The sequence below is a fragment of the Mesorhizobium sp. M0317 genome (genome assembly GCF_040321555.1).
Lineage (GTDB): Bacteria > Pseudomonadota > Alphaproteobacteria > Rhizobiales > Rhizobiaceae > Mesorhizobium.
The window spans coordinates 40,497-62,199 of the sequence record NZ_JAMYRV010000024.1; the positions used below are offsets into that span (position 1 = coordinate 40,497).

24 protein-coding genes are annotated in these 21,703 nt (G+C 63.6%); 10 read left to right on the top strand and 14 right to left on the bottom strand.

Going from position 1 to position 21,703, the window contains the following annotated elements:
* Window positions 1-17 precede the first annotated feature (17 nt).
* From NKI88_RS17790 to mdh, 6 genes are all read right to left on the bottom strand, one after another.
* Window positions 18-3,005, bottom strand: coding sequence for a 2-oxoglutarate dehydrogenase E1 component (locus NKI88_RS17790; RefSeq protein ID WP_352656367.1), 2,988 nt, complete (start codon window positions 3,003-3,005; stop codon window positions 18-20).
* 132 nt (window positions 3,006-3,137) lie between these two features.
* Window positions 3,138-4,040: a succinate--CoA ligase subunit alpha gene (gene sucD / locus NKI88_RS17795; RefSeq protein WP_352656369.1), complete on the bottom strand. Its 903-nt coding sequence runs from the start codon at window positions 4,038-4,040 to the stop codon at window positions 3,138-3,140.
* 12 nt (window positions 4,041-4,052) lie between these two features.
* Window positions 4,053-4,541, bottom strand: coding sequence for a DUF1579 family protein (locus NKI88_RS17800; protein ID WP_023710227.1), 489 nt, complete (start codon window positions 4,539-4,541; stop codon window positions 4,053-4,055).
* 2 nt (window positions 4,542-4,543) lie between these two features.
* Entirely contained in the window at window positions 4,544-4,915 is a 372-nt protein-coding gene (locus tag NKI88_RS17805) for a cupin domain-containing protein (protein ID WP_023710228.1), read from the bottom strand.
* A 6-nt stretch (window positions 4,916-4,921) separates the two neighbouring features.
* Complete coding sequence (sucC, locus tag NKI88_RS17810; protein WP_023710229.1) at window positions 4,922-6,115, bottom strand: ADP-forming succinate--CoA ligase subunit beta; 1,194 nt, start codon at window positions 6,113-6,115, stop codon at window positions 4,922-4,924.
* Between the two features lie 33 nt (window positions 6,116-6,148).
* Entirely contained in the window at window positions 6,149-7,117 is a 969-nt protein-coding gene (mdh, locus tag NKI88_RS17815; protein WP_023710230.1) for a malate dehydrogenase, read from the bottom strand.
* A 234-nt stretch (window positions 7,118-7,351) separates the two neighbouring features.
* Here mdh and NKI88_RS17820 point away from each other — a divergent pair, with 234 nt between their 5' ends.
* The gene (locus NKI88_RS17820; RefSeq protein ID WP_023710231.1) at window positions 7,352-7,783 is read left to right on the top strand and encodes a GNAT family N-acetyltransferase; all 432 of its coding nucleotides are present in this window, start codon (window positions 7,352-7,354) and stop codon (window positions 7,781-7,783) included.
* Between the two features lie 208 nt (window positions 7,784-7,991).
* On the opposite strand, the gene zapE is transcribed toward NKI88_RS17820, so the two are convergent.
* On the bottom strand, window positions 7,992-9,176 hold the full coding sequence (zapE, locus tag NKI88_RS17825) for a cell division protein ZapE (protein WP_023713412.1): 1,185 nt from the start codon (window positions 9,174-9,176) through the stop codon (window positions 7,992-7,994).
* A gap of 30 nt (window positions 9,177-9,206) precedes the next feature.
* Window positions 9,207-9,746 (bottom strand): protease inhibitor Inh/omp19 family protein, encoded by a 540-nt coding sequence (locus NKI88_RS17830; RefSeq protein ID WP_023710232.1) that lies wholly within the window; start codon window positions 9,744-9,746, stop codon window positions 9,207-9,209.
* A gap of 377 nt (window positions 9,747-10,123) precedes the next feature.
* Between NKI88_RS17830 and NKI88_RS17835 the strand changes: the two genes are divergently transcribed.
* The 8 genes from NKI88_RS17835 to NKI88_RS17870 all read left to right on the top strand — a co-directional run bounded on the left by NKI88_RS17835 (window position 10,124) and on the right by NKI88_RS17870 (window position 17,302).
* Window positions 10,124-10,747 (top strand): hypothetical protein, encoded by a 624-nt coding sequence (locus NKI88_RS17835; RefSeq protein WP_352656373.1) that lies wholly within the window; start codon window positions 10,124-10,126, stop codon window positions 10,745-10,747.
* Between the two features lie 98 nt (window positions 10,748-10,845).
* Entirely contained in the window at window positions 10,846-11,007 is a 162-nt protein-coding gene (locus tag NKI88_RS17840) for a DUF1328 family protein (RefSeq protein WP_023671746.1), read from the top strand.
* 73 nt (window positions 11,008-11,080) lie between these two features.
* Window positions 11,081-11,965: a diaminopimelate epimerase gene (dapF, locus tag NKI88_RS17845; protein ID WP_023730257.1), complete on the top strand. Its 885-nt coding sequence runs from the start codon at window positions 11,081-11,083 to the stop codon at window positions 11,963-11,965.
* On the top strand, window positions 11,965-13,284 hold the full coding sequence (gene mtaB / locus NKI88_RS17850; protein ID WP_352656375.1) for a tRNA (N(6)-L-threonylcarbamoyladenosine(37)-C(2))-methylthiotransferase MtaB: 1,320 nt from the start codon (window positions 11,965-11,967) through the stop codon (window positions 13,282-13,284). The genes dapF and mtaB overlap by 1 nt, the downstream gene beginning before the upstream one ends.
* A gap of 12 nt (window positions 13,285-13,296) precedes the next feature.
* The gene (gene ftsY / locus NKI88_RS17855; protein WP_352656377.1) at window positions 13,297-15,276 is read left to right on the top strand and encodes a signal recognition particle-docking protein FtsY; all 1,980 of its coding nucleotides are present in this window, start codon (window positions 13,297-13,299) and stop codon (window positions 15,274-15,276) included.
* 61 nt (window positions 15,277-15,337) lie between these two features.
* The gene (locus NKI88_RS17860) at window positions 15,338-16,009 is read left to right on the top strand and encodes a septation protein A (RefSeq protein WP_023715760.1); all 672 of its coding nucleotides are present in this window, start codon (window positions 15,338-15,340) and stop codon (window positions 16,007-16,009) included.
* A 67-nt stretch (window positions 16,010-16,076) separates the two neighbouring features.
* Window positions 16,077-16,697 (top strand): pyridoxamine 5'-phosphate oxidase family protein, encoded by a 621-nt coding sequence (locus tag NKI88_RS17865; protein WP_352656379.1) that lies wholly within the window; start codon window positions 16,077-16,079, stop codon window positions 16,695-16,697.
* A gap of 59 nt (window positions 16,698-16,756) precedes the next feature.
* The gene (locus NKI88_RS17870) at window positions 16,757-17,302 is read left to right on the top strand and encodes an NADPH-dependent FMN reductase (RefSeq protein ID WP_352656381.1); all 546 of its coding nucleotides are present in this window, start codon (window positions 16,757-16,759) and stop codon (window positions 17,300-17,302) included.
* An 83-nt stretch (window positions 17,303-17,385) separates the two neighbouring features.
* Here NKI88_RS17870 and NKI88_RS17875 read toward each other — a convergent pair whose 3' ends face one another.
* Both NKI88_RS17875 and NKI88_RS17880 read right to left on the bottom strand, forming a co-directional pair.
* Window positions 17,386-17,592 carry a tautomerase family protein gene (locus NKI88_RS17875; protein WP_023683852.1) on the bottom strand — a complete coding sequence of 69 codons (207 nt, stop codon included), beginning with the start codon at window positions 17,590-17,592 and terminating at the stop codon, window positions 17,386-17,388.
* Window positions 17,593-17,757: 165 nt separating this feature from the next.
* Window positions 17,758-18,678, bottom strand: a complete 921-nt coding sequence (locus NKI88_RS17880) for an SMP-30/gluconolactonase/LRE family protein (protein ID WP_023671738.1) — start codon at window positions 18,676-18,678, stop codon at window positions 17,758-17,760.
* A gap of 232 nt (window positions 18,679-18,910) precedes the next feature.
* Between NKI88_RS17880 and NKI88_RS17885 the strand changes: the two genes are divergently transcribed.
* A complete protein-coding gene (locus NKI88_RS17885; protein ID WP_352656383.1) occupies window positions 18,911-19,078 on the top strand; it encodes a hypothetical protein in 168 nt (55 codons plus the stop codon).
* 185 nt (window positions 19,079-19,263) lie between these two features.
* Here the strand turns inward: NKI88_RS17885 and NKI88_RS17890 are convergent, their stop codons facing one another.
* From NKI88_RS17890 to ccmA, 4 genes are all read right to left on the bottom strand, one after another.
* The gene (locus NKI88_RS17890) at window positions 19,264-19,845 is read right to left on the bottom strand and encodes a DsbE family thiol:disulfide interchange protein (protein ID WP_352656385.1); all 582 of its coding nucleotides are present in this window, start codon (window positions 19,843-19,845) and stop codon (window positions 19,264-19,266) included.
* Window positions 19,842-20,045, bottom strand: coding sequence for a heme exporter protein CcmD (ccmD, locus tag NKI88_RS17895; protein WP_352656387.1), 204 nt, complete (start codon window positions 20,043-20,045; stop codon window positions 19,842-19,844). Before ccmD ends, NKI88_RS17890 begins: the two co-directional genes overlap by 4 nt.
* A gap of 122 nt (window positions 20,046-20,167) precedes the next feature.
* Window positions 20,168-20,833, bottom strand: a complete 666-nt coding sequence (gene ccmB / locus NKI88_RS17900) for a heme exporter protein CcmB (RefSeq protein WP_352656389.1) — start codon at window positions 20,831-20,833, stop codon at window positions 20,168-20,170.
* A 229-nt stretch (window positions 20,834-21,062) separates the two neighbouring features.
* Window positions 21,063-21,671 carry a heme ABC exporter ATP-binding protein CcmA gene (gene ccmA, locus NKI88_RS17905; RefSeq protein WP_352656391.1) on the bottom strand — a complete coding sequence of 203 codons (609 nt, stop codon included), beginning with the start codon at window positions 21,669-21,671 and terminating at the stop codon, window positions 21,063-21,065.
* Between the last annotated feature and the right edge of the window lie 32 nt (window positions 21,672-21,703).

Below are 21,703 nucleotides of genomic sequence, written 5' to 3' on the forward strand. Positions count from 1 at the left end.
TATTCGCCGGGTTTGTTCTATTCGCCGAGCGCGTCTTCGAGCAGGGCGGCGAGCTGCGCCAAATGCTTCGACATCAAGCCGGTCGCCGGCGATGCCGCCGCAGGACGTCCGGTATAGCGCACCCGCTGGTGCTTGGCGTCGATATGCGCCAGCACCCATTCCAGATACGGATCGATGAACGACCAGGCGCCCATATTCTTGGGTTCCTCCTGGCACCACACCATCTCGGCATTGCGGAAGCGCGACAGTTCGGTGATCAGCGCCTTGGCCGGGAACGGATAGAGCTGTTCGACGCGCAAGAGATAGATGTCGTTGATGCCGCGCTTCTCGCGTTCCTCGTAGAGGTCATAATAGACCTTGCCCGAGCACAGCACGACGCGGCGGATCTTGGAATCCTTGGTGAGCTTGATCGTCTGGTTCTGCAACAGCTGGGCGTCGTCCCACAACAGCCGGTGGAACGAGCTTTCGCCCGAAATCTCCGGCAGCGTCGACACTGCCCGCTTATGGCGCAGCAGCGACTTCGGCGTCATCAGGATCAGCGGCTTGCGGAAGTCGCGCTTCAGTTGCCGGCGCAATATGTGGAAGTAGTTTGCCGGCGTGGTGCAGTTGGCGACTTGCATATTGTCTTCGGCGCAGAGCTGCAGGAAACGCTCGAGCCGGGCCGAGGAATGTTCCGGCCCCTGGCCCTCATAGCCATGCGGCAACAGGCAGACCAGGCCTGACATTCTGAGCCACTTGCGCTCGCCCGACGAGATGAACTGGTCGAACACCACCTGGGCGCCGTTGGCGAAATCGCCGAACTGCGCTTCCCAGAGCGTCAGCGCCTTCGGCTCGGCCAGGCTGTAGCCATACTCGAAGCCGAGCACCGCCTCTTCCGACAGCATCGAGTTGATGACTTCGTAGCCGGCCTGTGCGGCCGAGAGATTGTTGAGCGGGATGTAGCGGGTCTCGTCGCGCTGGTCGTAGAGCACGGAATGGCGCTGCGAGAAGGTGCCGCGTTCGGAATCCTGGCCGGACAGCCGGATCGGATTGCCGTCGAGCAAGATGGCGCCGAAGGCCAGCGCCTCGGCCGTCGACCAGTCGATGCCTTCGCCGGAGTCGATCGCCTGGCGGCGGTTTTCGAGGAAGCGGATGATGGTCTTGTGCGCCTCGAAACCCTTCGGCACCTCGGTCAGTTTCTTGCCGATGTCCTTCAGCACCTTGACCGGCACCGCGGTTTTCCCGCGGCGCTGTTCGTCCTGGTTGTCGGCGGTGCGCAGACCAGACCAGGCGCCGTCCAGCCAGTCGGCCTTGTTGGGCTTGTAGTGCTGGCCGACTTCCCATTCGGATTCCAGATGGGCGCGCCAGTCGGCCTTCATCTTGTCGAGTTCGGCCTGGCTGATATGGCCCTCGGCGATCAGCCGCTCGCCATAGATCTGCACCGTCGTCTTGTGGTTGCGGATGTTGGCGTACATGATCGGCTGGGTGAAGGCCGGTTCGTCGCCCTCATTGTGGCCGAAGCGGCGATAGCAGAACATGTCCACCACCACCGGCTTGTGGAACTTCATGCGAAATTCGATCGCCACCTTGGTGGCATGCACCACCGCTTCCGGGTCGTCGCCATTGACGTGGAAGATCGGCGCCTCGATCATCTTGGCGACGTCGGACGGATAGGGCGACGAGCGCGAGAAGCGCGGATTGGTGGTGAAGCCGATCTGGTTGTTGATGATGAAATGCAGCGTGCCGGCGACGCGGTGGCCGCGCAGGCCCGACAGGCCGAGGATTTCCGCGATCACGCCCTGGCCGGCAAAGGCGGCGTCGCCATGCAGAAGCAGCGGCAGCACCTTGGCGCGCTCTTCCAGCGGCACGATCTCCTCGCGGCTGCGGCCGAACAGATAGTCCTGCTTGGCGCGCGCCTTGCCCATCACAACCGGATCGACGATTTCCAGATGCGAGGGATTGGCGGTCAGCGACAGATGCACCTTGTTGCCGTCGAATTCGCGGTCCGACGAGGCGCCGAGATGGTACTTGACGTCGCCCGAGCCCTCGACCTCGTCAGGAGCGGCCGAGCCGCCCTTGAATTCGTGGAAGATGGCGCGGTGCGGCTTGGCCATCACCTGGGACAGCACGTTCAGCCGGCCGCGATGCGCCATGCCGAGCACGATCTCCTTCATGCCGAGCTGGCCGCCGCGCTTGATGATCTGCTCCAGCGCCGGGATCAGGCCTTCGCTGCCATCGAGGCCGAAGCGCTTGGTACCCTTGTACTTGACATCGATGAACTGCTCGAAGCCTTCGGCCTCGACCAGCTTCTGCAGGATCGCCTTTTTTCCCGTAGCGGTGAAGGAAATCTCCTTGTCGGCGCCCTCGATGCGCGCCTGGATCCAGGCCTTCTCCTCGGGGTCGGAAATGTGCATGAACTCGACACCGAGCGTCGAGCAATAGGTGCGGGTCAGGATCTCCAGCATCTGCCGGATGGTGCCGAATTCGAGGCCGAGCACATTGTCGAGGAAGATCGGCCGGTCGTAGTCGGCTGCGGTGAAACCGTAATTCTCCGGGGACAGCTCGTTATAGTCCTCAAGCGGCTTGGCGATGCCGAGCGGGTCGAGATTGGCGTGCAGATGGCCGCGCATGCGGAAGGCGCGGATCATCATGATGGCGCGCACCGAATCGCGCGTCGCCTGATGCACGTCGGCATCCGACAGCACGACGCCATTGGTGACCGCCTTGTCCTTGACCTTCTTTTCCAGATGCTTCTCGACGATGCCCCAATTGCCGTCGAGCGCCGACACCAGTTCGCCATTGGCCTGCAGCGGCCAGGAGGGCTTTGCCCAGGAAGCGCCCTTGGCGTTCTTGCGTACATCGCCGGCGTCGTCCTTCAGCCCGGCGAAGAAGTCCTGCCATTCGGGGTTTACCGACTCCGGATCGTCCTCATAGGACGCGTACAGCGCGTCGATATAGTCGGCATTGCCGCCATAGAGGAAAGAGGTGAGCGAAAATTGGTCGTTGGCCTGATCTTGTCTTGCCATTTTTGTCCGCGGAGCCTGGCTCCGTCTCCTTTTCAAAAGCGAATAGTGAGTAGCGAGTAGCGAGTAGCGATTTTTCCCGGGTCGCGCCGTTACTCTCTTTTCCCTATTCGCTATTCACTACTCGCTACTCACTTAGCCTTTGATCGCCTCGACCAGGGTCGTGCCCAGCCGTGCCGGCGATGGCGAAACCTTGATGCCGGCCGATTCCATCGCCGCGATCTTGTCTTCCGCGCCGCCCTTGCCGCCGGAGATAACCGCGCCCGCATGGCCCATGGTGCGGCCGGCCGGCGCGGTGCGCCCGGCGATGAAGCCCGCCATCGGCTTCTTGCGACCGCGTTTGGCCTCGTCCTTGAGGAACTGCGCGGCGTCTTCCTCGGCCGAGCCGCCGATCTCGCCGATCATGATGATCGACTTGGTCTCGTCATCGGCGAGGAACATCTCGAGCACGTCGATGAACTCGGTGCCTTTGACGGGGTCGCCGCCGATACCGACGGCAGTGGTCTGGCCGAGGCCGACATTGGTGGTCTGGAACACTGCCTCATAGGTAAGCGTTCCCGAGCGCGAAACAACGCCGACCGAGCCCTTGCGGAAGATGTTGCCGGGCATGATACCGATCTTGCATTCGTCGGGGGTGAGCACGCCGGGGCAGTTCGGGCCGATCAGCCGCGAGGTCGAGCGGTCGAGCCGCGCCTTGACCCTGACCATGTCCATCACCGGAATGCCTTCGGTGATGCAGACGATCAGCGGGATCTCGGCTTCGATGGCTTCGAGGATGGCTTCGGCGGCGCCCGCCGGCGGCACATAGACAACCGAGGCATTGGCGCCGGTCTTTTCCTTGCCCTCGGCAACGGAAGCGAAGATCGGCAGGTTTTCGCCCTTGGCGCCGGTCCAGGTCTCGCCACCCTTCTTGGGATGGATGCCGCCGACCATCTTGGTGCCGTGATAGGCCAAGGCCTGCTCGGTGTGGAACGTGCCGGTCTTGCCGGTCAGGCCCTGAACCAGCACCTTGGTGTTCTTGTCGATGAGAATGGACATCGGAGCCCTTTTCTAAAAGCCGTTGATCGGGGAAGGCGAGACGCGCCGGTAGACGCCGCTCACCATGTCTTGCCAGCTGTCGCTGCCGGCAGGTTTGAAATGCAGTCGCATCCGGTAGGCATCGGCATTGTCGAAAATATACGTCACGCGCGCTGAGCCACGCGGCGACGACCGCTCCAGAACCAGCTCATCGCCGTTCCACGTTCCTGTGGCCGGCGAGGCCGGCACAAAACCCATGGAGTCGAACTGGTGCATGGTGAAGAGCCTGTTTGGCTGATCGAAGCCGAACACGCTGTGCGAGCCGAACGAGACCGTGCCGTCGCGACGCTGGCGATAGCGCTGGACCACGAACAGTCCGCCGAACTGTGCCTCTGCCAGCACGTCCGACGTCGCCGGTCCGCCATCGGCCCACTGCGTTTCCGCCACCTCTTCCTCGCCGCGCCACGCGCCGACCAGCGCCTGCAGGCGCTGGTGATCGGCCGAGAGCGAGAAGGCGTTCATGATCAGAGCCGCTTCAGGTCGGAGACGGTGAGGTCGCTCTTGGCGTTGCCGGTGTTGAGCGTCGTTGCCGGTTCGAACATCAGCACCACCGGCTCGGCGGTCAGCGACCGCGGCCGGTGCTCGACGCCGCGCGGCACGACGATGAAATCGCCCTCGCCGAGCTCGACCGGACCGTCGCGGAAATCGATGGCGATGCGCCCGCGCAGGACGAGGAAGGCTTCGTCCTCATGCTCATGCGCATGCCAGTCGAAGGTCTCGCCGAGCTTGGCAACCTTCGCCTGGCTGTCATTGACGTCGCCGGCAATATGCGGATCGAAGACCTTGCTGATCTTCGCATCCGCCGCCTCGACGAGGTTTATCTTGCGCGGAGGCATTCGCCTTCAGCCCTTCACCGCCGCCACGATCTTCTTGGCTGCGTCGTCGAGATCGTCCGCCGACACGACGTTCAGACCGCTGTCGTTGATGATCTTCTTGCCGAGCTCGGCATTGGTACCTTCAAGGCGCACCACCAGCGGCACTTGCAGGCCGACTTCCTTGACCGCGGCAATGACGCCCTCGGCAATGATGTCGCACTTCATGATGCCGCCGAAGATGTTGATCAAGATGCCTTTGACCGCCGGATCCCGAGTGATGATCTTGAACGCCGCCGTCACCTTCTCCTTCGACGCGCCGCCGCCGACATCGAGGAAGTTGGCGGGCTCGGCGCCGTAGAGCTTGATGATGTCCATCGTCGCCATCGCGAGGCCGGCGCCATTGACCATGCAGCCGATATTGCCGTCGAGCGCGACATAGGCGAGGTCGTATTTCGACGCCTCGATCTCCTTCTCGTCCTCTTCGGTGGTGTCGCGCAATTCCATCAGTTCGGGGTGGCGAAACAGCGCGTTGTTGTCGAACGACACCTTGGCGTCCAGCACGCGCAGGCGGCCGTTTTTCATCACGATCAGCGGGTTGACCTCGAGCAGGCTCATGTCCTTCTCGACAAAGGCCTTGTAGAGGATCGGGAACAGCGTGCCGGCATCCTTGGCGGCATCGCCGGTGAGGCCCAGCGCTTCCACCAATATGTCGACGTCGGTGGTCGTCACGCCGGCCAGCGGATCGATGGCGCGGGTGATGATCTTTTCCGGCGTGTCGTGGGCGACGCCTTCAATGTCCATGCCGCCCTCGGTCGAGACGACGAAAGCGATGCGGCCGACCGAGCGGTCGACAAGGATCGACAGATAAAGCTCGCGATCGATGTCGGCGCCGTCCTCGATATAAAGGCGGTTGACCTGCTTGCCGGCCGGGCCGGTCTGCTTGGTGACCAGCGTGTGGCCGAGCATCTCATTGGCGTTGGCGACGACATCGGCGACAGACTTCGCCAGCCGCACGCCCCCCTTGGCGTCGGGCGACAGTTCCTTGAACTTGCCCTTGCCGCGGCCGCCGGCATGGATCTGGCTCTTCACGACATAGAGCGGACCGGGCAGCGCTTGTGCCGCGGCTTCCGCTTCGCTTGCCTTGAACACCGGCACGCCTTCGGCCACCGGCGCGCCAAAGCTCTTCAGCAGCGCCTTGCCCTGATATTCATGGATGTTCATCTGGATGGTCTCCGGATCGGCTGCTTGGGGGGATCACTTCGAGGCGAGGTGCGGGGCGATCTTGACGCAGGCCCCGGTCAGGCCCTGCACCGTCGCCACCGAGGCGTCGAACATCTTCTGCTCGGCCTTGTTGAGGTCGATCTCGATGATGCGCTCGACGCCGCCGGCGCCGATGACCACGGGAACGCCGACATAGGTGCCCTTGACGCCATACTGGCCCGAGAGATGCGCAGCACAAGGCAGCACGCGCTTCTTGTCCTTGAGATAGGATTCGGCCATCGAAATTGCGGAAGCCGCCGGCGCGTAGAAGGCCGAGCCGGTCTTGAGCAGACCGACGATCTCGGCGCCGCCGTCGCGGGTGCGCTGGACGATCTGGTCGAGCTTTTCCTTCGAGGTCCAGCCCATCTTGATGAGATCGGGCAACGGAATGCCTGACACGGTCGAGTAGCGGATCATCGGCACCATGGAATCGCCGTGGCCGCCGAGCACGAAGGCGGTAACGTCCTCGACCGAGACCTTGAATTCCTCGGCTAGGAAATAGCGGAAGCGCGCGCTGTCGAGCACGCCGGCCATGCCGACGACATGGGTCTTGGGCAGGCCGGAAAACTTCTGCAGCGCCCAGACCATGGCGTCGAGCGGGTTGGTGATGCAGATGACGAAGGCCTTGGGTGCATACTTCTTCAGCCCGGCGCCGACCTGTTCCATGACCTTGAGGTTGATGCCCAGCAGATCGTCGCGGCTCATGCCTGGCTTGCGCGGCACGCCCGCGGTGACGATGCAAACGTCGGCGCCCTCGATGCCGGCATAATCATTGACGCCGGTCAGCCGGGAATCAAAACCGTCGACAGGCGACGACTGCGCGATATCGAGCCCCTTGCCTTGCGGAATGCCCTCGGCAATATCGAACAGCACCACGTCGCCGAGGTCCTTGAGGCCGATCATGTGAGCGAGCGTGCCGCCGATCATGCCGGAGCCGATGAGCGCTATCTTGTTGCGTGCCATGTGAGGAAATTTTCCCTTTGTCTGTGACGACGCCCAAAATCCCTGGCGATCTGTTGACGGCGTCGAGGAAGAGGCCGGAATGCTATGGTCTCAGCTAGATTTCGCCGCATCCAGTAGCCCCGGTGGAAAATATATTCAATCGATTATTTTCGAGTGAATGATTTCAATCGGTTAGAAACATTGGGACTTACGTAAAAGTCAAAGTTTGTAGGCCAGCTTGGGAGATTTTACACAATGAGCGTGGAAATCAGAAGACTATATCCAGGCGATGACGCCCTTGTGAAGCGCATCGCCGAGGACGTGTTCGACGAGCCGGTCCGGGCAGACAGGCTTGCTGCCTACCTCGCCTCATCATCAGGTCATCTCATGATCGTGGCACTGGCCGATGGCGTCGTCGTCGGCCAGTGTGCTGCCGTCATCCACCGCCACCTGGACAAGGTCAGCGAACTCTACATCGACGAGGTCGGCGTCTCACCCGCCTACCAGCGCCATGGCATCGCGCGAAAGATGCTCGACGCCATGTTCGCGCTCGGCCGCGAGCAGGGATGCGGCGAAGCCTGGGTCGGCACCGAACCGGACAATGTTCCAGCGCGCGCGCTTTATGAATCGCGCAAGGAGGTGCATGGGCCGGCGGAGTCGTTTGTGATGTATGTGTACGAGCTTTAGGCGTCGGCGGGACAGCGCCCCCCTCTGCCTTGCCAGGCATCTCCCCCACGAGGGGGGAGATCGGACGTCACGCGACCTTTCGCCAATCTCCAATGGCCGCAGGAATGAGCGGAGCGCCGAAACCGCCAATCTCCCCCCGTGTGGGGGAGATGTCCGGCAGGACAGAGGGGGGCGCGAAGGATCACTACATAATGACCTCTTCGAACCCTCAGACCTGCACTTCCGCCTTCGCCTTTTGCCGTTCCGCCCAGTCCTCCAGCCAATCCCGGCTCTGCATTTCGATCAGCCGCGAGGCCGTGCGCTCGAATTCGAACACCTCGTTGCCGCGCCTGGCCGTATAGAGCTCAGGGGGCGAGGCATCGGCGCTTACCACCAGCCGCGTGTGATGATCGTAGAGCGTGTCTATCAGGAGGATGAAGCGCTTGGCCTCGTTGCGCTTGCCTTCGCCCAGCACCGGCACGTGATCGATGAAGACGGTCGAGAAGCGGCCGGCAATCGCCAGGAAATCGCGCGCGCCGAGCGGCTTTTCGCAGAGATCGGCGAAGGAAAACCGCGCCGCATTGCCGGAAGCAGCCGGTATTCTCACCTGCCGCCCCTTGAGCGTCAGCGCGGTCTCGGCCGTTGCCGCCCCGTGCGTCATCGCCTGCCAGGCTTCGTCGAGCATACGATCGGCTTCGGCATCCCCCGGCGTGACATAGACAGGCGTGCGGGCGAGCTTTTCCAGCCGGTAGTCCTTGTCGGCATCGAGCGTCAGCACATGGGCGTGGCGCTCGAGAATGCTGATGAAGGGCAGGAAGAGTTGGCGGTTCAGCCCGTCGCGATAAAGGTCTTGCGGCGCGACATTCGAGGTGGCGACCAGAACCACGCCATTGGCGAACAGCGCCGAAAACAGCCGCGACAGGACCATCGCATCGGCAATGTCGGTGACCGAAAACTCATCGAAGCACAGCACCCAGGCCTGTTCGGCAAGCTGAAGCGCGACCGGCGGGATCGGGTCGTCCTCCTTGACGTCGCCGTTCTTGCGCGCCTGCCGGTGCTTCTGGATGCGGTCCTGCACATCGGCCATGAAGTCGTTGAAATGAACGCGGCGCTTGGGCCTGACCGGCAACAGCTCGAAGAACATATCCATCAGCATGGTCTTGCCGCGACCGACGCCGCCATGAATGTAGAGGCCCTTGACGACCTCGCGCGTCTCGCGCTTGCGGGCAAACAGCCAGCCGAGCGCGCTCGACTTGTGCGCCAGCCGCTTGACCGAGATCTCGTCGGTCAGCCGGTCGAGCGCGGCGGCGATGCGCTCCTGCGCCGCATCGCGCTCGATGGCGCCGGTTGCGACCAGATGGTCGTAGCGCTGCCTGACGGTCGCATGGGTCTGGAGGCCGTCACGCAGATGCATCGGTCACGTCGCTGTCTAGGGATAGGCAGCCTATCTTGTAAGCGATATCGGCAAGCCGTTGGTAGTCTGGCCGTCGAATTTCGAACCGCCCGAGGAATAGAGCCGCGCCAGCGTGCCGCCATTCTCGTCATAGAGCGTCAGCTGCTTGCCGGCGACGTTCCACGATTTGATGCCGTCGATGGGCGGCGGGCAATGCAGCGGCCCGGCGCGGAAGCCGGCGCCGAATTTGGTCTGCGGCGTCGCCACCTTGCAGCTCTGTCCGGACACGCTGGCGTTCCAAACGCCGGCAACGCTCGCAGCGGTAAGGTCGGAGGCTCCGGCCGGCGCCGATCCGTCCGGCGGCAGCGAGGCGACCTGCGCGCCTGCCGGCGCGGTCGGGAATTGCGATGGGTCGGTGGTGCCCGGCGCTGCCGGGGGCGGCAGTTGGCTTCCGCTCACCGTGCCGGCGGGCGCGGGCTGCAGCGGGGCGGGCTGCTGGTCATCCATCGATGAAAAACGCGAGGTCGAACAGCCGCTCGCAACGAGCGCTGCCAGCGATACGGCTATCAGCCCGCTTCTCGAAAAAATCATTCCAACCTCCGTCGGATCCGGCTGGGGGGAAGCCGTCCGCACAATCTCACCCCTCACCAAGATGGAGAAGGTGGCGAAATTTCAACCCGATATGGTTAAAATAGGGTTTGCACCACGAATTGTTGTAAATTTGTCGCAAAATGGCTGGCGGACAAAAGGCATGTCTTCGCTCTAGCGCGGTTCCAACCGGTACATTGGTTGCGAAAGCGGCACCGGAGCCCGCAGCGGGTCGGCGCATCGGCGGTCGAGCGCAACTGCCGGCGCAAAACTGACTGAAGCGCTTGAGGCGCAAGGCCTGGCGCGTGAGCGGTTTCGCGCCTTCCGTCCGGGCGAGCTTTGGGACGTTCTCCGAGATCGAGCGCGGCTGAAGTCTGCATTTGGCCGTTTACGGCACTGCCGTTTTAGCCGATGGTCTATCGCAACAGGGGGAACAGATGAAATCAATCTTGGCAGTTTTGATCGCGCTGGTAATTTCGACGCCGGCCGCTTTCGCGGGCGAAATCTCCGATCGCGCCGCTGAAGCCGAAAAGGCACTGCAGGCGGGTGATGGCGCCGGCGCGCTGGACAAATTCCGCAGCGCCGAGGACGCTCTGTGGCAAGCGATGCCGCTTGGCGTGCAAAATGTGAAGCATATCCTGTCGGCCAGCGGGTTCGGCGCCTACGCCGAGCGCCCGAACCATGTCTACAAGCCGGGCGAAGAGATTGTGCTTTATATGGAGCCGGTCGGTTACGGCTACGGCTCGGATGGGCTCGGCAACAACCAGATCGCGCTTTACGTTGACCTTACCGTGCTTTCCCAGTCGGGCGAGAAGCTGGGCAGCGTCGAAAAGCTTGGTCGGGTCCAGCTCGCCTCGCGCTCGCATAACCGAGAGATGTTCTTCAAATTAAACGTCTCCCTGGATGGCGTTCCCCCCGGCAAATACCGCGCGGATTTCCTCATGCACGACGAGAACTCGCCAAAGACGGCGCCTTTCACGACCGACTTCGAGATTGCCGAATAGCGCGCCCAGTCGGAAAGAGCCTCGCGGCAACGGAACCAGAGCGCCGCAGATGCGTTCTTAAGCCGGCTGCAGGCCAGTCAATTTGCGAGGCATTGTCCATGATCAAATGGATCATCATTCTTCTGATCGTTGCTGCCGCCGCCAGCCTGCTCGGCATGCCGGCGCTGGCCGGTGCCGCCGCCACCGGCGCGCGCCTGCTGATCGGCATCGTTCTCGTCATCTTCCTGCTGATCGTACTCGGCGTTTTCGCGGTAACCTAGACGCAGCCCACACTGGTAATTCCCGCCCGTTTCCGCCATATAGCGGCGAAACGTACAGGAATTACCTCAGATCATGGCAGGCACTGCCTCCTTCGCCAAGATGAACGGCATCGGCAACGAAATCATCGTCGCCGACATGCGTGGCCGTGCCGATAGGGTCACGGCGGCGTCGGCTGTCGCGCTGAACGCCGATGCGGCGACCAGGTTCGACCAGATCATGGCGATCCACGATTCGCGCACGCCGGGCACCGCCTTTTACATCGACATCTTGAATTCCGACGGCTCGGGCGCGCAGGCCTGCGGCAACGGCATGCGCTGTGTCGTCCAGGCGCTGGCCGCCGAAACCGGCCAGAAGACTTTCACCTTCGAGACCCGCGCCGGCATCCTCAACGCCGTCGAACATGCCGACGGCACCATCTCGGTCGACATGGGCACGCCGCGCTTCGGCTGGCAGGATATCCCGCTGGCTGAGGAATTCCGCGACACCCGCATGATCGAGTTGCAGATCGGCCCCATCGACGCGCCGGTGCTGCATTCGCCTTCGGCTCTCTCGATGGGCAACCCGCACGCCATCTTCTGGGTCGAAAACGATGTCTGGTCCTACGAACTCGAGCGTTTCGGCCCGCTGCTCGAAAACCATCCGATCTTCCCCGAGCGCGCCAACATCACTATCGCCCAGGTAACGTCGCCGGAGACGATGATCATCCGCACCTGGGAACGCGGCGCCGGCCTGACCAAGGCCTGCGGCTCGGCCGCTTGCGCTTCCGTCGTCGCCGCTGCCCGCACCCGGCGCACCGGCCGCAGCGTTACGCTGATGACGCCCGGCGGCGGCTCGCTGCATGTGGAATGGCGCGACGACGACCACGTCATCCTGACCGGTGCCGCTGAATGGGAATTTTCCGGCAGTTTCGATCCGTCGACCGGCACCTGGGCCCGCGACACCGAAAGCGCGGCCTGATGTCTGCACTTGCCGATACCAAGGGCCTCAACTCCCAAGGCATAGACGTCGTCACCTTCGGCTGCCGTCTCAACACCTATGAATCCGAGGTGATGCGGCGCGAGGCCGAAAGTGCCGGCCTCGGCGCGCTCAAAGGCGGGGCTATCATCTTCAACACCTGCGCCGTCACTTCGGAAGCGGTGCGCCAGGCCAGGCAGTCGATCCGCAAAGCCCGCCGCGAAAACCCGGCGGCGCGCATCATCGTCACCGGCTGCGCCGCGCAGACCGAACCGCAGAATTTTGCCGCCATGGACGAGGTCGACCTCGTGCTCGGCAATGAGGAGAAGCTGAAGGCGAACTCCTATCGCGCGCTGCCGGATTTCGGCGTCAACGACACCGAAAAGGCGCGCGTCAACGACATTTTCTCGGTGCGCGAGACCGCCGGCCACATGGTCGACGCCATTGAGGGCCGGGCGCGTGCTTTCGTCCAGGTGCAGAACGGCTGCGACCATCGCTGCACCTTCTGCATCATCCCCTATGGCCGCGGCAACTCACGCTCGGTGCCGATGGGCGCGGTTGTCGAGCAGGTCAAGCGTCTGGCCGGCAACGGCTACGCCGAGATCGTGCTGACCGGCGTCGACATGACCAGCTTCGGCGCCGACCTGCCGGGCGCGCCGAAGCTGGGAAAGCTGGTGAAGACCATCCTGAAGCAGGTGCCTGATGTGAGGCGGCTGCGGCTGTCCTCAATCGATTCGATCGAGGCGGATGATGATCTGCTCGACGCCATCGCCACCGAACCCAGGCTGATGCCGCATCTGCATCTGTCGCTGCAATCAGGTGACGACATGATCCTGAAGCGCATGAAGCGCAGGCATTTGCGTGACCAGTCGATCCGCTTCTGCGAGGATGTGCGCAAGCTGCGCCCCGAAATCGTCTTCGGCGCCGACATCATCGCCGGCTTCCCGACCGAGACCGAGGAAATGTTCGAGAATTCGACAAAAATTGTCGAGGAATGTGGGCTGACGCACCTGCATGTCTTCCCGTTTTCGCCGCGCGAAGGCACGCCCGCCGCGCGCATGCCGCAGGTCCGCCGCGAATTGGTCAAGCAGCGCGCGGCCCAGCTGCGCGCCGCTGGTGAGGCTGCGTATCGCCGCCATCTGTCGTCCCTCCCGGGAACGCGCCAAACGATCCTTATCGAGCGCGACGGCCTCGGCCGCACCGAAGGGTTCACGCTTGCCGCGCTCGGCACAGGCGCGCCGGGCGAGATCGTCGAGGCAGACATCACCGGCCATGACGGCGCGCGCCTGATAGCAGCCCCGCTCACTGCCCGCGCCGCCTGAGACGATTGAAGCATGGCCGGTTTTTTCAAGAACATATTTTCGTTCGGCAAGAAGGAAGTCGTCGAGGAGCGCATCGACGAAACCGCTCCCCTGCCGCCGATCAAATGGGATGCGCTTGAGGCGCTGAAGCCGGCGGCCGAGCTGGTCGTTCCGGAGTTCTTGAAGCGCGAGGAGCCCGAGCCGCCGACGCCCCACCCTCCCGTCGATGGGGAGGGTCGCCACGAAGTGGCGGGGAGGGGTGAGAGCGCCGACGCCGGCGCCACTCACCCCCACCCCCAAGCTTCGCTTGGGACCTCCCCCATCGAGGGGGAGGTAAAGCCTGCGCCGCAGTCGGCGCCAGAAGAACCGAAGCCCAAACCCGCGCCGACCATCCCGCCCGCGCCGGAACCGGTCGTCCCATCCGAGCCGGAACCGTTGCCGGAGCCCGCGCCGGTAGAAGAACCGCAGCCTGAGCCGGAGATACCCGAGCCGCCTGCACCGGAAGAAGTTCCTGCGCCGCCAGCCGTTCCGGAGCCGGCTCCCGAGCCGCAGCCCCAAGAAGTGCCGCCGGCGCCGGCCGAGCCGGAGATCGAACCATCGCGTCCGGAACCGCAGCTGGAGCCCGCTCCCGTCGAAGTGCCGACGCCTGCCGAGACTCCAGCAGAACCGGCCGCCCCGGTCGAAGTGCCGCAACCGTCCGCGCCTCCCGCACAGCCTACCTCAGAGGTCAGCGCCGCCCCTCCTGCCGGCACCTTCTCCCCGTATAGCCACGGGGAGAAGGACGAGGCGCCCCACCCTCCCCTCGATGGGGAGGGTCGACGCGAAGCGGCGGGGTGGGGTGATGGCGCCGACGCCAGCGCAAATCACCCCCACCCCCAGCCTTCGCTTGGGACCTCCCCCATCAAGGGGGAGGTAAAGCGCACGTCGGTTGAAGCTGTACCCGCGCCGGTCGAAGCCAAGACCATCGTTGCCGAGCTAGCGCCCGCGCCGGCCCCGCAACCTTCGCCACAGTCAAAACCAGCTCCCGGCAAAGTCACCGTCACCAAAAAGGTCGAGCAGAAAGCCGAGCCGCAAAAGGCGCCCGAACTGGCGCCGCGACGCTCCTGGTTCCAGCGCATGCGCGACGGGCTTGCCCGCTCCTCGAAAGAACTCACCGGCAACATTGCCGGCGTTTTCACCAAGCGAAAGCTCGACGAAGAGACGCTACAGGACCTCGAAGACGTGCTGATCCGCGCCGATCTCGGCATGGAAACAGCCTTGCGCGTCACCGATGCGCTCGCCGCCAGCCGCTATGGCAAGGATGTCTCCGACGCGGATGTCCGCACCATCATGGCGGCCGAGGTGGAGAAGGTGCTGGCCCATGTCGCCAAGCCGCTGGAGCTCGACCTCTCGCACAAGCCGCATGTCATTCTGGTGGTCGGCGTCAACGGCACCGGCAAGACCACGACCATCGGCAAGCTCGCCGCCAAACTGACCGATGGTGGCCTGTCGGTGATGCTGGCCGCCGGCGATACCTTTCGCGCTGCAGCCATCGAGCAGCTGAAGATCTGGGGCGAGAGGACGAAGTCTCCGGTCATCGCCTCGAAGATCGGCGCGGATGCCGCCGGCCTCGCCTACGACGCTTTCGAACGCGCCAAGGAGGCCGGCTCCGACGTACTGATCATCGACACCGCCGGCCGGCTGCAAAACAAGACCGAACTGATGGCGGAGCTGGAAAAGATCGTGCGCGTGCTGGGCAAGCTCGATCCGGAAGCGCCGCATACCGTGCTGCAGACGGTCGACGCCACCACCGGCCAGAATGCGCTCAATCAGGTCGAGATCTTCCGCAATGTCGCCGGCGTCAACGGCCTGGTGATGACCAAGCTGGACGGCACGGCGCGCGGCGGTATTCTGGTCGCGATCGCGGCAAAGCACAAACTGCCGGTCTATTTCATCGGCGTCGGCGAACAGGTCGACGACCTCGAACCATTCTCGGCCGGCGAATTCGCCAGGGCGATCGCCGGCGTAGCGTAACAGGCAATGATCCCGAAGAGCTGACGGCTTTTTGGACAAGATCATGCGTCAGAAGGAAGTCATGAACCCACCCATCCTCGAACGCGACCCGTCCGACCCGCGAAAGAAGAAAGAAAGCGTCAATCCGCTGCTCAAGCTGGTGCTGGAACTCGGGCCGCTGATGGTGTTCTTCTTCGCCAATGCACGCGGCGCCTGGCTGGTGCAGAAATTTCCTGTCCTGGCCGAATTCGGCGGGCCGATCTTCGTCGCCACCGGCCTGTTCATGGCGGCGACGGCGATCGCGCTGATCGCCTCTTGGCTGCTGCTGCGCACCTTGCCGATCATGCCGATGGTCTCGGGCGTCGTCGTCTTCATCTTCGGCGCGCTGACGCTCTATCTGCAGGACGACGTGTTCATCAAGATGAAGCCGACCATCGTCAACACCCTGTTCGGCGGCGTGCTGCTCGGCGGTCTGTATTTCGGCCGATCGCTGCTCGGCTATGTCTTCGATTCGGCCTTTCGCCTCGATGCCGAAGGCTGGCGCAAGCTGACTTTCCGCTGGGGCCTGTTCTTCCTGTTCCTGGCTCTTGCCAATGAAGTGGTGTGGCGGAATTTTTCCACCGACTTCTGGGTTACCTTCAAGGTCTGGGGCATCATGCCGATCACCCTGTTGTTCACCTTCAGCCAGATGCCGCTGATCCTGCACCATTCGATCGAGGATAAGACCGAGAAGGTGGAAGAAGCCGGCAAGTAGAGCAATTCCAGGAAAAGTATGAAGCGGTTTTCCGTCCGGAATTGCGTCCGAATAAACGGAGACGGCCATGGAATTCGTTACCACGCGCGATGAACTGAGGGCGATCTACAAAACGCCGCGGCCGACCGACGCATCGATGCGCAAGGAGCTCAAGGCGCTTGACGGCCACTGCCGCTCCTTCATCGGCAAGAGCCCTTTCGTGCTGATCGGTTCTTCCGACGGCGCCGGCAATGCCGACGTGACGCCTAAAGGCGACAGGCCCGGCTTCGCCCTTGTCCTTGACGACAAGGCCATCGCCATTCCCGACCGGCCCGGCAACAACCGGCTGGACACGCTGGAGAACATCCTGCTCAATCCTTCGGTCGGCCTGCTTTTCCTCATCCCCGGCATGAACGAGACGCTGCGCATCAATGGCGATGCCCGCATCACCGTCGACGCCGGTTTGCGCGATCGCCTCGCCGTCGACGGCAGGCAACCGCAAAGCGTCGTCGTGGTCAGCGTCAAGGCCGCCTACATGCACTGCGCCAAGGCGTTCATGCGCTCCGAATTGTGGAAGCCGGACAGCTGGCACAACCGCGCCACATTGCCGACGCTGGGTAAGATCCTGTCCGATCAGATGGCGCATACCGAAACTGCCGACGATTTCGACCGCTCGCTGGACGAGGCCTACAGCACGACCCTGTGGTAGATTTCGGGGTACGATTCGCCATTGCAGTCCTTTGCCGGTTTCCCTAGCCCTGTTTCCCCGTGATCGAACTCCTCGCCATCTCCGGCAGCCTGCGCGCCGCCTCGACCAATTCGGCGCTGCTGGCGGCGCTGTCCGCGAACGCGCCTTCGGATTGCCGCGTAACTGTCTATGACGGGCTTGGCCTGCTGCCGATCTTCAACCCGGATGACGAAGGCGAGCGCACACCGGCCGAGGCCACGCGGCTGATCGAGGCCGTCACCGGCGCCGACGGCATCATCGTCTCCTGCCCCGAATATGCCCATGGCGTGCCGGGCGGCATGAAAAACGCGCTCGACTGGCTGGTCTCACGCGACGCCGCCGTCGGCAAGCCCGCCATGCTGGCCCACGCCTCCGCGCGCTCGCTCTACGCCCGCGCAGCGCTTGCGGAGATCATGCGGACGATGTCGTTTGCGCTTTGTGAGGACGCGGTTCTGGAGATTGCCTTGCTCGGCAAGAAACCGCCGGAGATGGAAGCGATCCTGGGAGAGGACGAGAACCTGCGGGCCATGCGCGAAGCGGTGCAGGTTTTCGCGAGTTTTATAGGCGCAGACGTTGCCTCGTCCTAGGGCGGAGCAAGGAGCGAAGCGACGCGGCGCAGACCCTAGGATGACGAACGAAAGGGTGCGGCGCATCCCAACGTGCCGCTGTGCTACCCCTTCCGCAACGTCTCGACATCGGTCACACCGACATACCAGTCGCGCGCGTTGACCTCTTCGAACACCACCCAGACGTCGTCATTGCTAAGCCCGGTGGCGTCCATGATGGCCGCCGTGACCTTTTTGGCGATGTCGGCCTTCTTGCCAGCGGGATCAGCGGCGATCACTTCCTTGACGATGCGGATGTTGACGAATGGCATGACGTCCTCCCCTTGAATTGTGTCTGATACCGCCGCCGCTGGGCGGCTTCGAAATCCGCTCCGGCGAACCGCTTGGCGGCGGTTCCGGCGGCCGCCGCGCAACAGGCGCCGCGGACATGCGCAGAAACGCCATCAAGGGCCGCCAGAGAAGCGTTTGCAGCAGCCTCAATACGTCTTCGCCCCGTTCACCATCAGCCGCACCATGTAGAGCGACGTGGTGCCGGCGATGTAGAGGCAGTTCAGCTTGTTGCCGCCGAACACGCAATTGGCGGTCACTTCCGGCACCTTGACCTTGCCGATCAGCGTGCCGTCGGGGTCGTAGCAATGGATGCCGTCGGCGGCACTGGTCCAGATGCGGCCGGCCTCGTCGAGCCGGAAGCCGTCGAACAGGCCGGCCGTGCAGTCGGCGAACACCTTGCCGCCCGACACCTTCTTGCCGTGCTTGCCGACGTTGAAGACCCGCATATGCGCCGGGTTCTGCGCGCCATGGGTGCGGCCGGTGTCGACGACATAGAGCTGGCTTTCATCGAGCGAAAAGGCAAGCCCGTTCGGCCGGACCATGTCGGTGATGACGGCTTCGACCTCGCCCGTATCCGGATCGACCCGGTAGACATTGCAAGCGCCGATCTCGCTTTCGGCCTTGTCGCCCTCATAGTCGGTGTCGATGCCGTAGCTCGGATCGGTGAACCAGATCGAGCCGTCGGATTTCACGACCGCGTCATTGGGCGAATTCAGCCGCTTGCCTTTCCATTCGGCCGCGATGGTGGTGACGGAACCGTCATGCTCGGTGCGGCTGACGCGGCGGCCGGAATGCTCGCACGTCACCAGTCGGCCCTGGCGGTCGACGGTGTTGCCGTTGGAATTGCCGGAGGGCTGACGGAAGACGCTGACATTGCCGTCGGTCTCGTCATAGCGCAGCATGCGGTTGTTGGGGATGTCGGACCAGACGACATAGCGGCCGGCGGCGAACCAGGCCGGCCCTTCCGCCCACTGACATCCGGTGAACAGCTTTTCCACCTGGGCGTTGCCGTTGAACAGCCGCGCGAAACGCGGATCGAGAATTTCGTAATAGTCTGCGGTCGCCATGCATTTCCTCCAGGCATCACGTGACGCGCGGATCAAGCCAGCCTGCGGGCGCGATGGCAAGGTGGCGCAGCCGCAATTTGGTGCTGTAGCGCTGTATTAACCCGCTATGCGCCCTGCGCAATGGTGCATTGCAACATCTTCTTTTTGCATCGCACCATTCCTATGTCATGGTGCGAACGACCAAGGGAGGAACAAATTCACCGCTGATATGCGGCACGAAAGGACCCTTGCTATGGCTTTTGACAACCTCTTCGCCCGCGCGCGCACCTCGATGGCCAAGCGCCGCCACTACAACCGCCTCGTCGCGGAAATCGAAAACCTGACGAGCCGCGATCTGGCCGACCTACGCGCCGACCGCTCGGAAATGCTCTACCAGGTCCACAGGCAGATCTACGGCTGAGCATTTCAGACGACTGTTCGACGGCACGACCCCCTCACCCGGATTGCCAAACCGAATTGCAAAAGCAATTCGGGCAATCCGACCTCTCCCCGAGGGGAGAGGAGCCAGCGCCGACGCCTTCCCTCTTCTCCCCTCGGGGAGAAGGTGGCCGCGTAGCGGCCGGATGAGGGGGCATGGCGCCGCCGTCAGCCCGGCGCCGCGAGCGCCTTTTCAATCTGCGGCAACAGCAGATCCCTCGCCGACTCCCCGGTCAGCGGCCCGACATGCTTGTAGGCAATCTTGCCGTCCTTGCCGATGACGAACGTTTCCGGCACGCCGTAGACGCCCCAGTCGATGGCCGTGCGGCCGGCCTCGTCGACACCTATCGCCTGGAACGGATTGCCGAGATCACCAAGGAACCGGCGCGCGTTTTGCGCTTGGTCCTTGTAGTTTAGCGCGGCCATGACGAAGCGCTTGTCCTGCGACAGCTGCAAGAGCACCGGATGCTCTTCCCGGCACGGCGCGCACCACGATGCAAAGACGTTGACCAGCGTTACCTTGCCGGCGAAGGCTTTTGAATCCAGCCCGGGCAGGTTTGACCCTTCCAGTGCCGGCAGGTTGGTCTGCGGCGCCGGCAGGCCGATCAGCGCCGACGGCACTGCCGCCTCGTCGCGTCCCGACAAAAGCTGCGACAGGAACAATCCGGCGAGGCCGAGAAAAACCAGCAGCGGCATCAGCACGATAAGGCGGCGGCGCGGCGACGCCGGCGTTTCGCTTTCCGTGCTCATGGCTTGCTGGCCCCGCTGCCGGCCCCAGTGCTGGCCCCAGTACCGGCTTTGTCCGAGCGACGCCGCACGCCGGCCGCTTCGAGGTCTGCCAGTTCGCGCTTGCGGGTCCGCTGGTCGAACAGGATCCAGCCGATCAGCCCGGCCAGCACGATCGCCGTGATGCCATAGGCGGCCGCGACATAGAGTGCGTGTGCACTCATGCGCTTCGCTCCCCTTCCACCGTCCCTTCGTCGTGCTCGATCATGGCCTTCCCATAGCTTTGCGGCCTTCTTAGCTTTGCGGCTGGGGCTTCGCAATTGATCGTCGCGCCGGAGCGGTCATATCAATCCGTTCCATGCCGCAGCGCCAGCGCCGCCGCCACCGGACCCAGCACGGCAAGAAACAGCGTCAGCGCGGCAAGAATGAGGAAGGGCTGCAGGAACGGATCAGGGTCGGCCACCGCGCCGTAGCTCGCCGACATCCCGAAGATCAGCACCGGGATGGTCAGCGGCAGCACCAGCACCGAGATCAGCAGCCCGCCACGCGGCAGCGCCACCGCCACCGCCGCCCCGACCGCGCCGATGAAAGTGATCGCCGGCGTGCCGACCAGCAGCGTCAGCGCGGTGGCGCCGATGCTGAGCGGCTCCATGTTCATGAACAGACCGAGCAGAGGAGCGGCGACCACCAGCGGCAGAACGCTGCCCATCCAGTGCGCCAGGCACTTCACCAGCACCGTCAGCGCCAGCATGTGGCGGTCATTGCCCAGCACCAGAAGATCGAGAGAACCGTCTTCGCGATCGGCCTGAAACAGCCGGTCGAGCCCAAGCAGACAGGCGAGCAGAGCGCCGATCCAAAGGATCGCCGGACCGATGCGGGCGAGCAGCTTCAGGTCCGGCCCGACACCGAAGGGGATGGTGGCGATGACGGCGAGGAAGAAGATGACGCCGGTGAGCGCCCCGCCCCCGGCACGGATTGAGAGACGGATGTCGCGCAGGAAAAGGGCTAGCATTGGCGAGCCGCGCCTGCGGTTTGATCGCCATCTTGCCGAAGGTGGCGTTCCTTCACACCCCCCTCTGTCCTCCCGGACATCTCCCCCGCAAGGGGGGAGATTGGCAGTTCCGTTGCTGACGCCTCTTTTTCAATGCCGGTGATTGGCGAAAGCCGGCATGACATCTGATCTCCCCCCCTGCGGGGGAGATGCCCGGTAGGGCAGAGGGGGGTGGGCGGGAATGCCGACATCACCCTATTGCTCCCATCCTCAATTCCTTCGCCCCATCCAATCCCAGCGGCAGGTGCGTCGCCGCGACAATAATCCCGCCCTCCGCGCAATGCCTCGTCATCAGCCCCGCAAACCGCCCCTCCGAAGCCTTGTCCAGCCCAGCCGTCGGCTCATCCAGCAGCCACAGCGGCTTATGACTGACCAGCAATTTCGCAATCGCCGCCCGCCGCCTTTGCCCGGTCGACAGATAGCCGAAAGGCAGATGGCCGATGCCGCCGAGACCAACCGTCTCCAGCGCCTCTCCGACACCCGACTGCCCATCGCCGTTGAAATCGCGCCAGAAGCGCAGATTCTCCGCCACGCTGAGCGCCGTCTTCATTGCATTGAGGTGGCCGAGATAGTGGACCGCCGAAGCGACCGTCGGAAACGTCTCGCCGCCGCCCTCGATGCGCACATCGCCTTGCGCCTTCGGCAGCAGCCCGGCGATGACCCTGAGCAGCGTCGATTTGCCTGAACCGTTCGGCCCGGTGACGACCAGCAACTGGCCCTTGTCGAGCGCAAAACCGATGCCGGAAAAGACCGTCTCGCCGCCGCGTTCGCCGCCCAGATTTTCGGCAATCAGCCGCATGCCTGCTCGTCCCGAAAACTTTACCGCGCGAT

Bases quoted from the DNA above. Each gene is read 5' to 3' on its own strand.
- NKI88_RS17790 (WP_352656367.1), bottom strand. From the start codon at position 3,005: ATGGCAAGACAAGATCAGGCCAACGACCAATTTTCGCTCACCTCTTTC.
- sucD (WP_352656369.1), bottom strand. From the start codon at position 4,040: ATGTCCATTCTCATCGACAAGAACACCAAGGTGCTGGTTCAGGGCCTG.
- NKI88_RS17800 (WP_023710227.1), bottom strand. From the start codon at position 4,541: ATGAACGCCTTCTCGCTCTCGGCCGATCACCAGCGCCTGCAGGCGCTG.
- NKI88_RS17805 (WP_023710228.1), bottom strand. From the start codon at position 4,915: ATGCCTCCGCGCAAGATAAACCTCGTCGAGGCGGCGGATGCGAAGATC.
- sucC (WP_023710229.1), bottom strand. From the start codon at position 6,115: ATGAACATCCATGAATATCAGGGCAAGGCGCTGCTGAAGAGCTTTGGC.
- mdh (WP_023710230.1), bottom strand. From the start codon at position 7,117: ATGGCACGCAACAAGATAGCGCTCATCGGCTCCGGCATGATCGGCGGC.
- NKI88_RS17820 (WP_023710231.1), top strand. From the start codon at position 7,352: ATGAGCGTGGAAATCAGAAGACTATATCCAGGCGATGACGCCCTTGTG.
- zapE (WP_023713412.1), bottom strand. From the start codon at position 9,176: ATGCATCTGCGTGACGGCCTCCAGACCCATGCGACCGTCAGGCAGCGC.
- NKI88_RS17830 (WP_023710232.1), bottom strand. From the start codon at position 9,746: ATGATTTTTTCGAGAAGCGGGCTGATAGCCGTATCGCTGGCAGCGCTC.
- NKI88_RS17840 (WP_023671746.1), top strand. From the start codon at position 10,846: ATGATCAAATGGATCATCATTCTTCTGATCGTTGCTGCCGCCGCCAGC.
- dapF (WP_023730257.1), top strand. From the start codon at position 11,081: ATGGCAGGCACTGCCTCCTTCGCCAAGATGAACGGCATCGGCAACGAA.
- mtaB (WP_352656375.1), top strand. From the start codon at position 11,965: ATGTCTGCACTTGCCGATACCAAGGGCCTCAACTCCCAAGGCATAGAC.
- ftsY (WP_352656377.1), top strand. From the start codon at position 13,297: ATGGCCGGTTTTTTCAAGAACATATTTTCGTTCGGCAAGAAGGAAGTC.
- NKI88_RS17860 (WP_023715760.1), top strand. From the start codon at position 15,338: ATGAACCCACCCATCCTCGAACGCGACCCGTCCGACCCGCGAAAGAAG.
- NKI88_RS17865 (WP_352656379.1), top strand. From the start codon at position 16,077: ATGGAATTCGTTACCACGCGCGATGAACTGAGGGCGATCTACAAAACG.
- NKI88_RS17875 (WP_023683852.1), bottom strand. From the start codon at position 17,592: ATGCCATTCGTCAACATCCGCATCGTCAAGGAAGTGATCGCCGCTGAT.
- NKI88_RS17880 (WP_023671738.1), bottom strand. From the start codon at position 18,678: ATGGCGACCGCAGACTATTACGAAATTCTCGATCCGCGTTTCGCGCGG.
- NKI88_RS17885 (WP_352656383.1), top strand. From the start codon at position 18,911: ATGGCTTTTGACAACCTCTTCGCCCGCGCGCGCACCTCGATGGCCAAG.
- NKI88_RS17890 (WP_352656385.1), bottom strand. From the start codon at position 19,845: ATGAGCACGGAAAGCGAAACGCCGGCGTCGCCGCGCCGCCGCCTTATC.
- ccmD (WP_352656387.1), bottom strand. From the start codon at position 20,045: ATGAGTGCACACGCACTCTATGTCGCGGCCGCCTATGGCATCACGGCG.
- ccmB (WP_352656389.1), bottom strand. From the start codon at position 20,833: ATGCTAGCCCTTTTCCTGCGCGACATCCGTCTCTCAATCCGTGCCGGG.
- ccmA (WP_352656391.1), bottom strand. From the start codon at position 21,671: ATGCGGCTGATTGCCGAAAATCTGGGCGGCGAACGCGGCGGCGAGACG.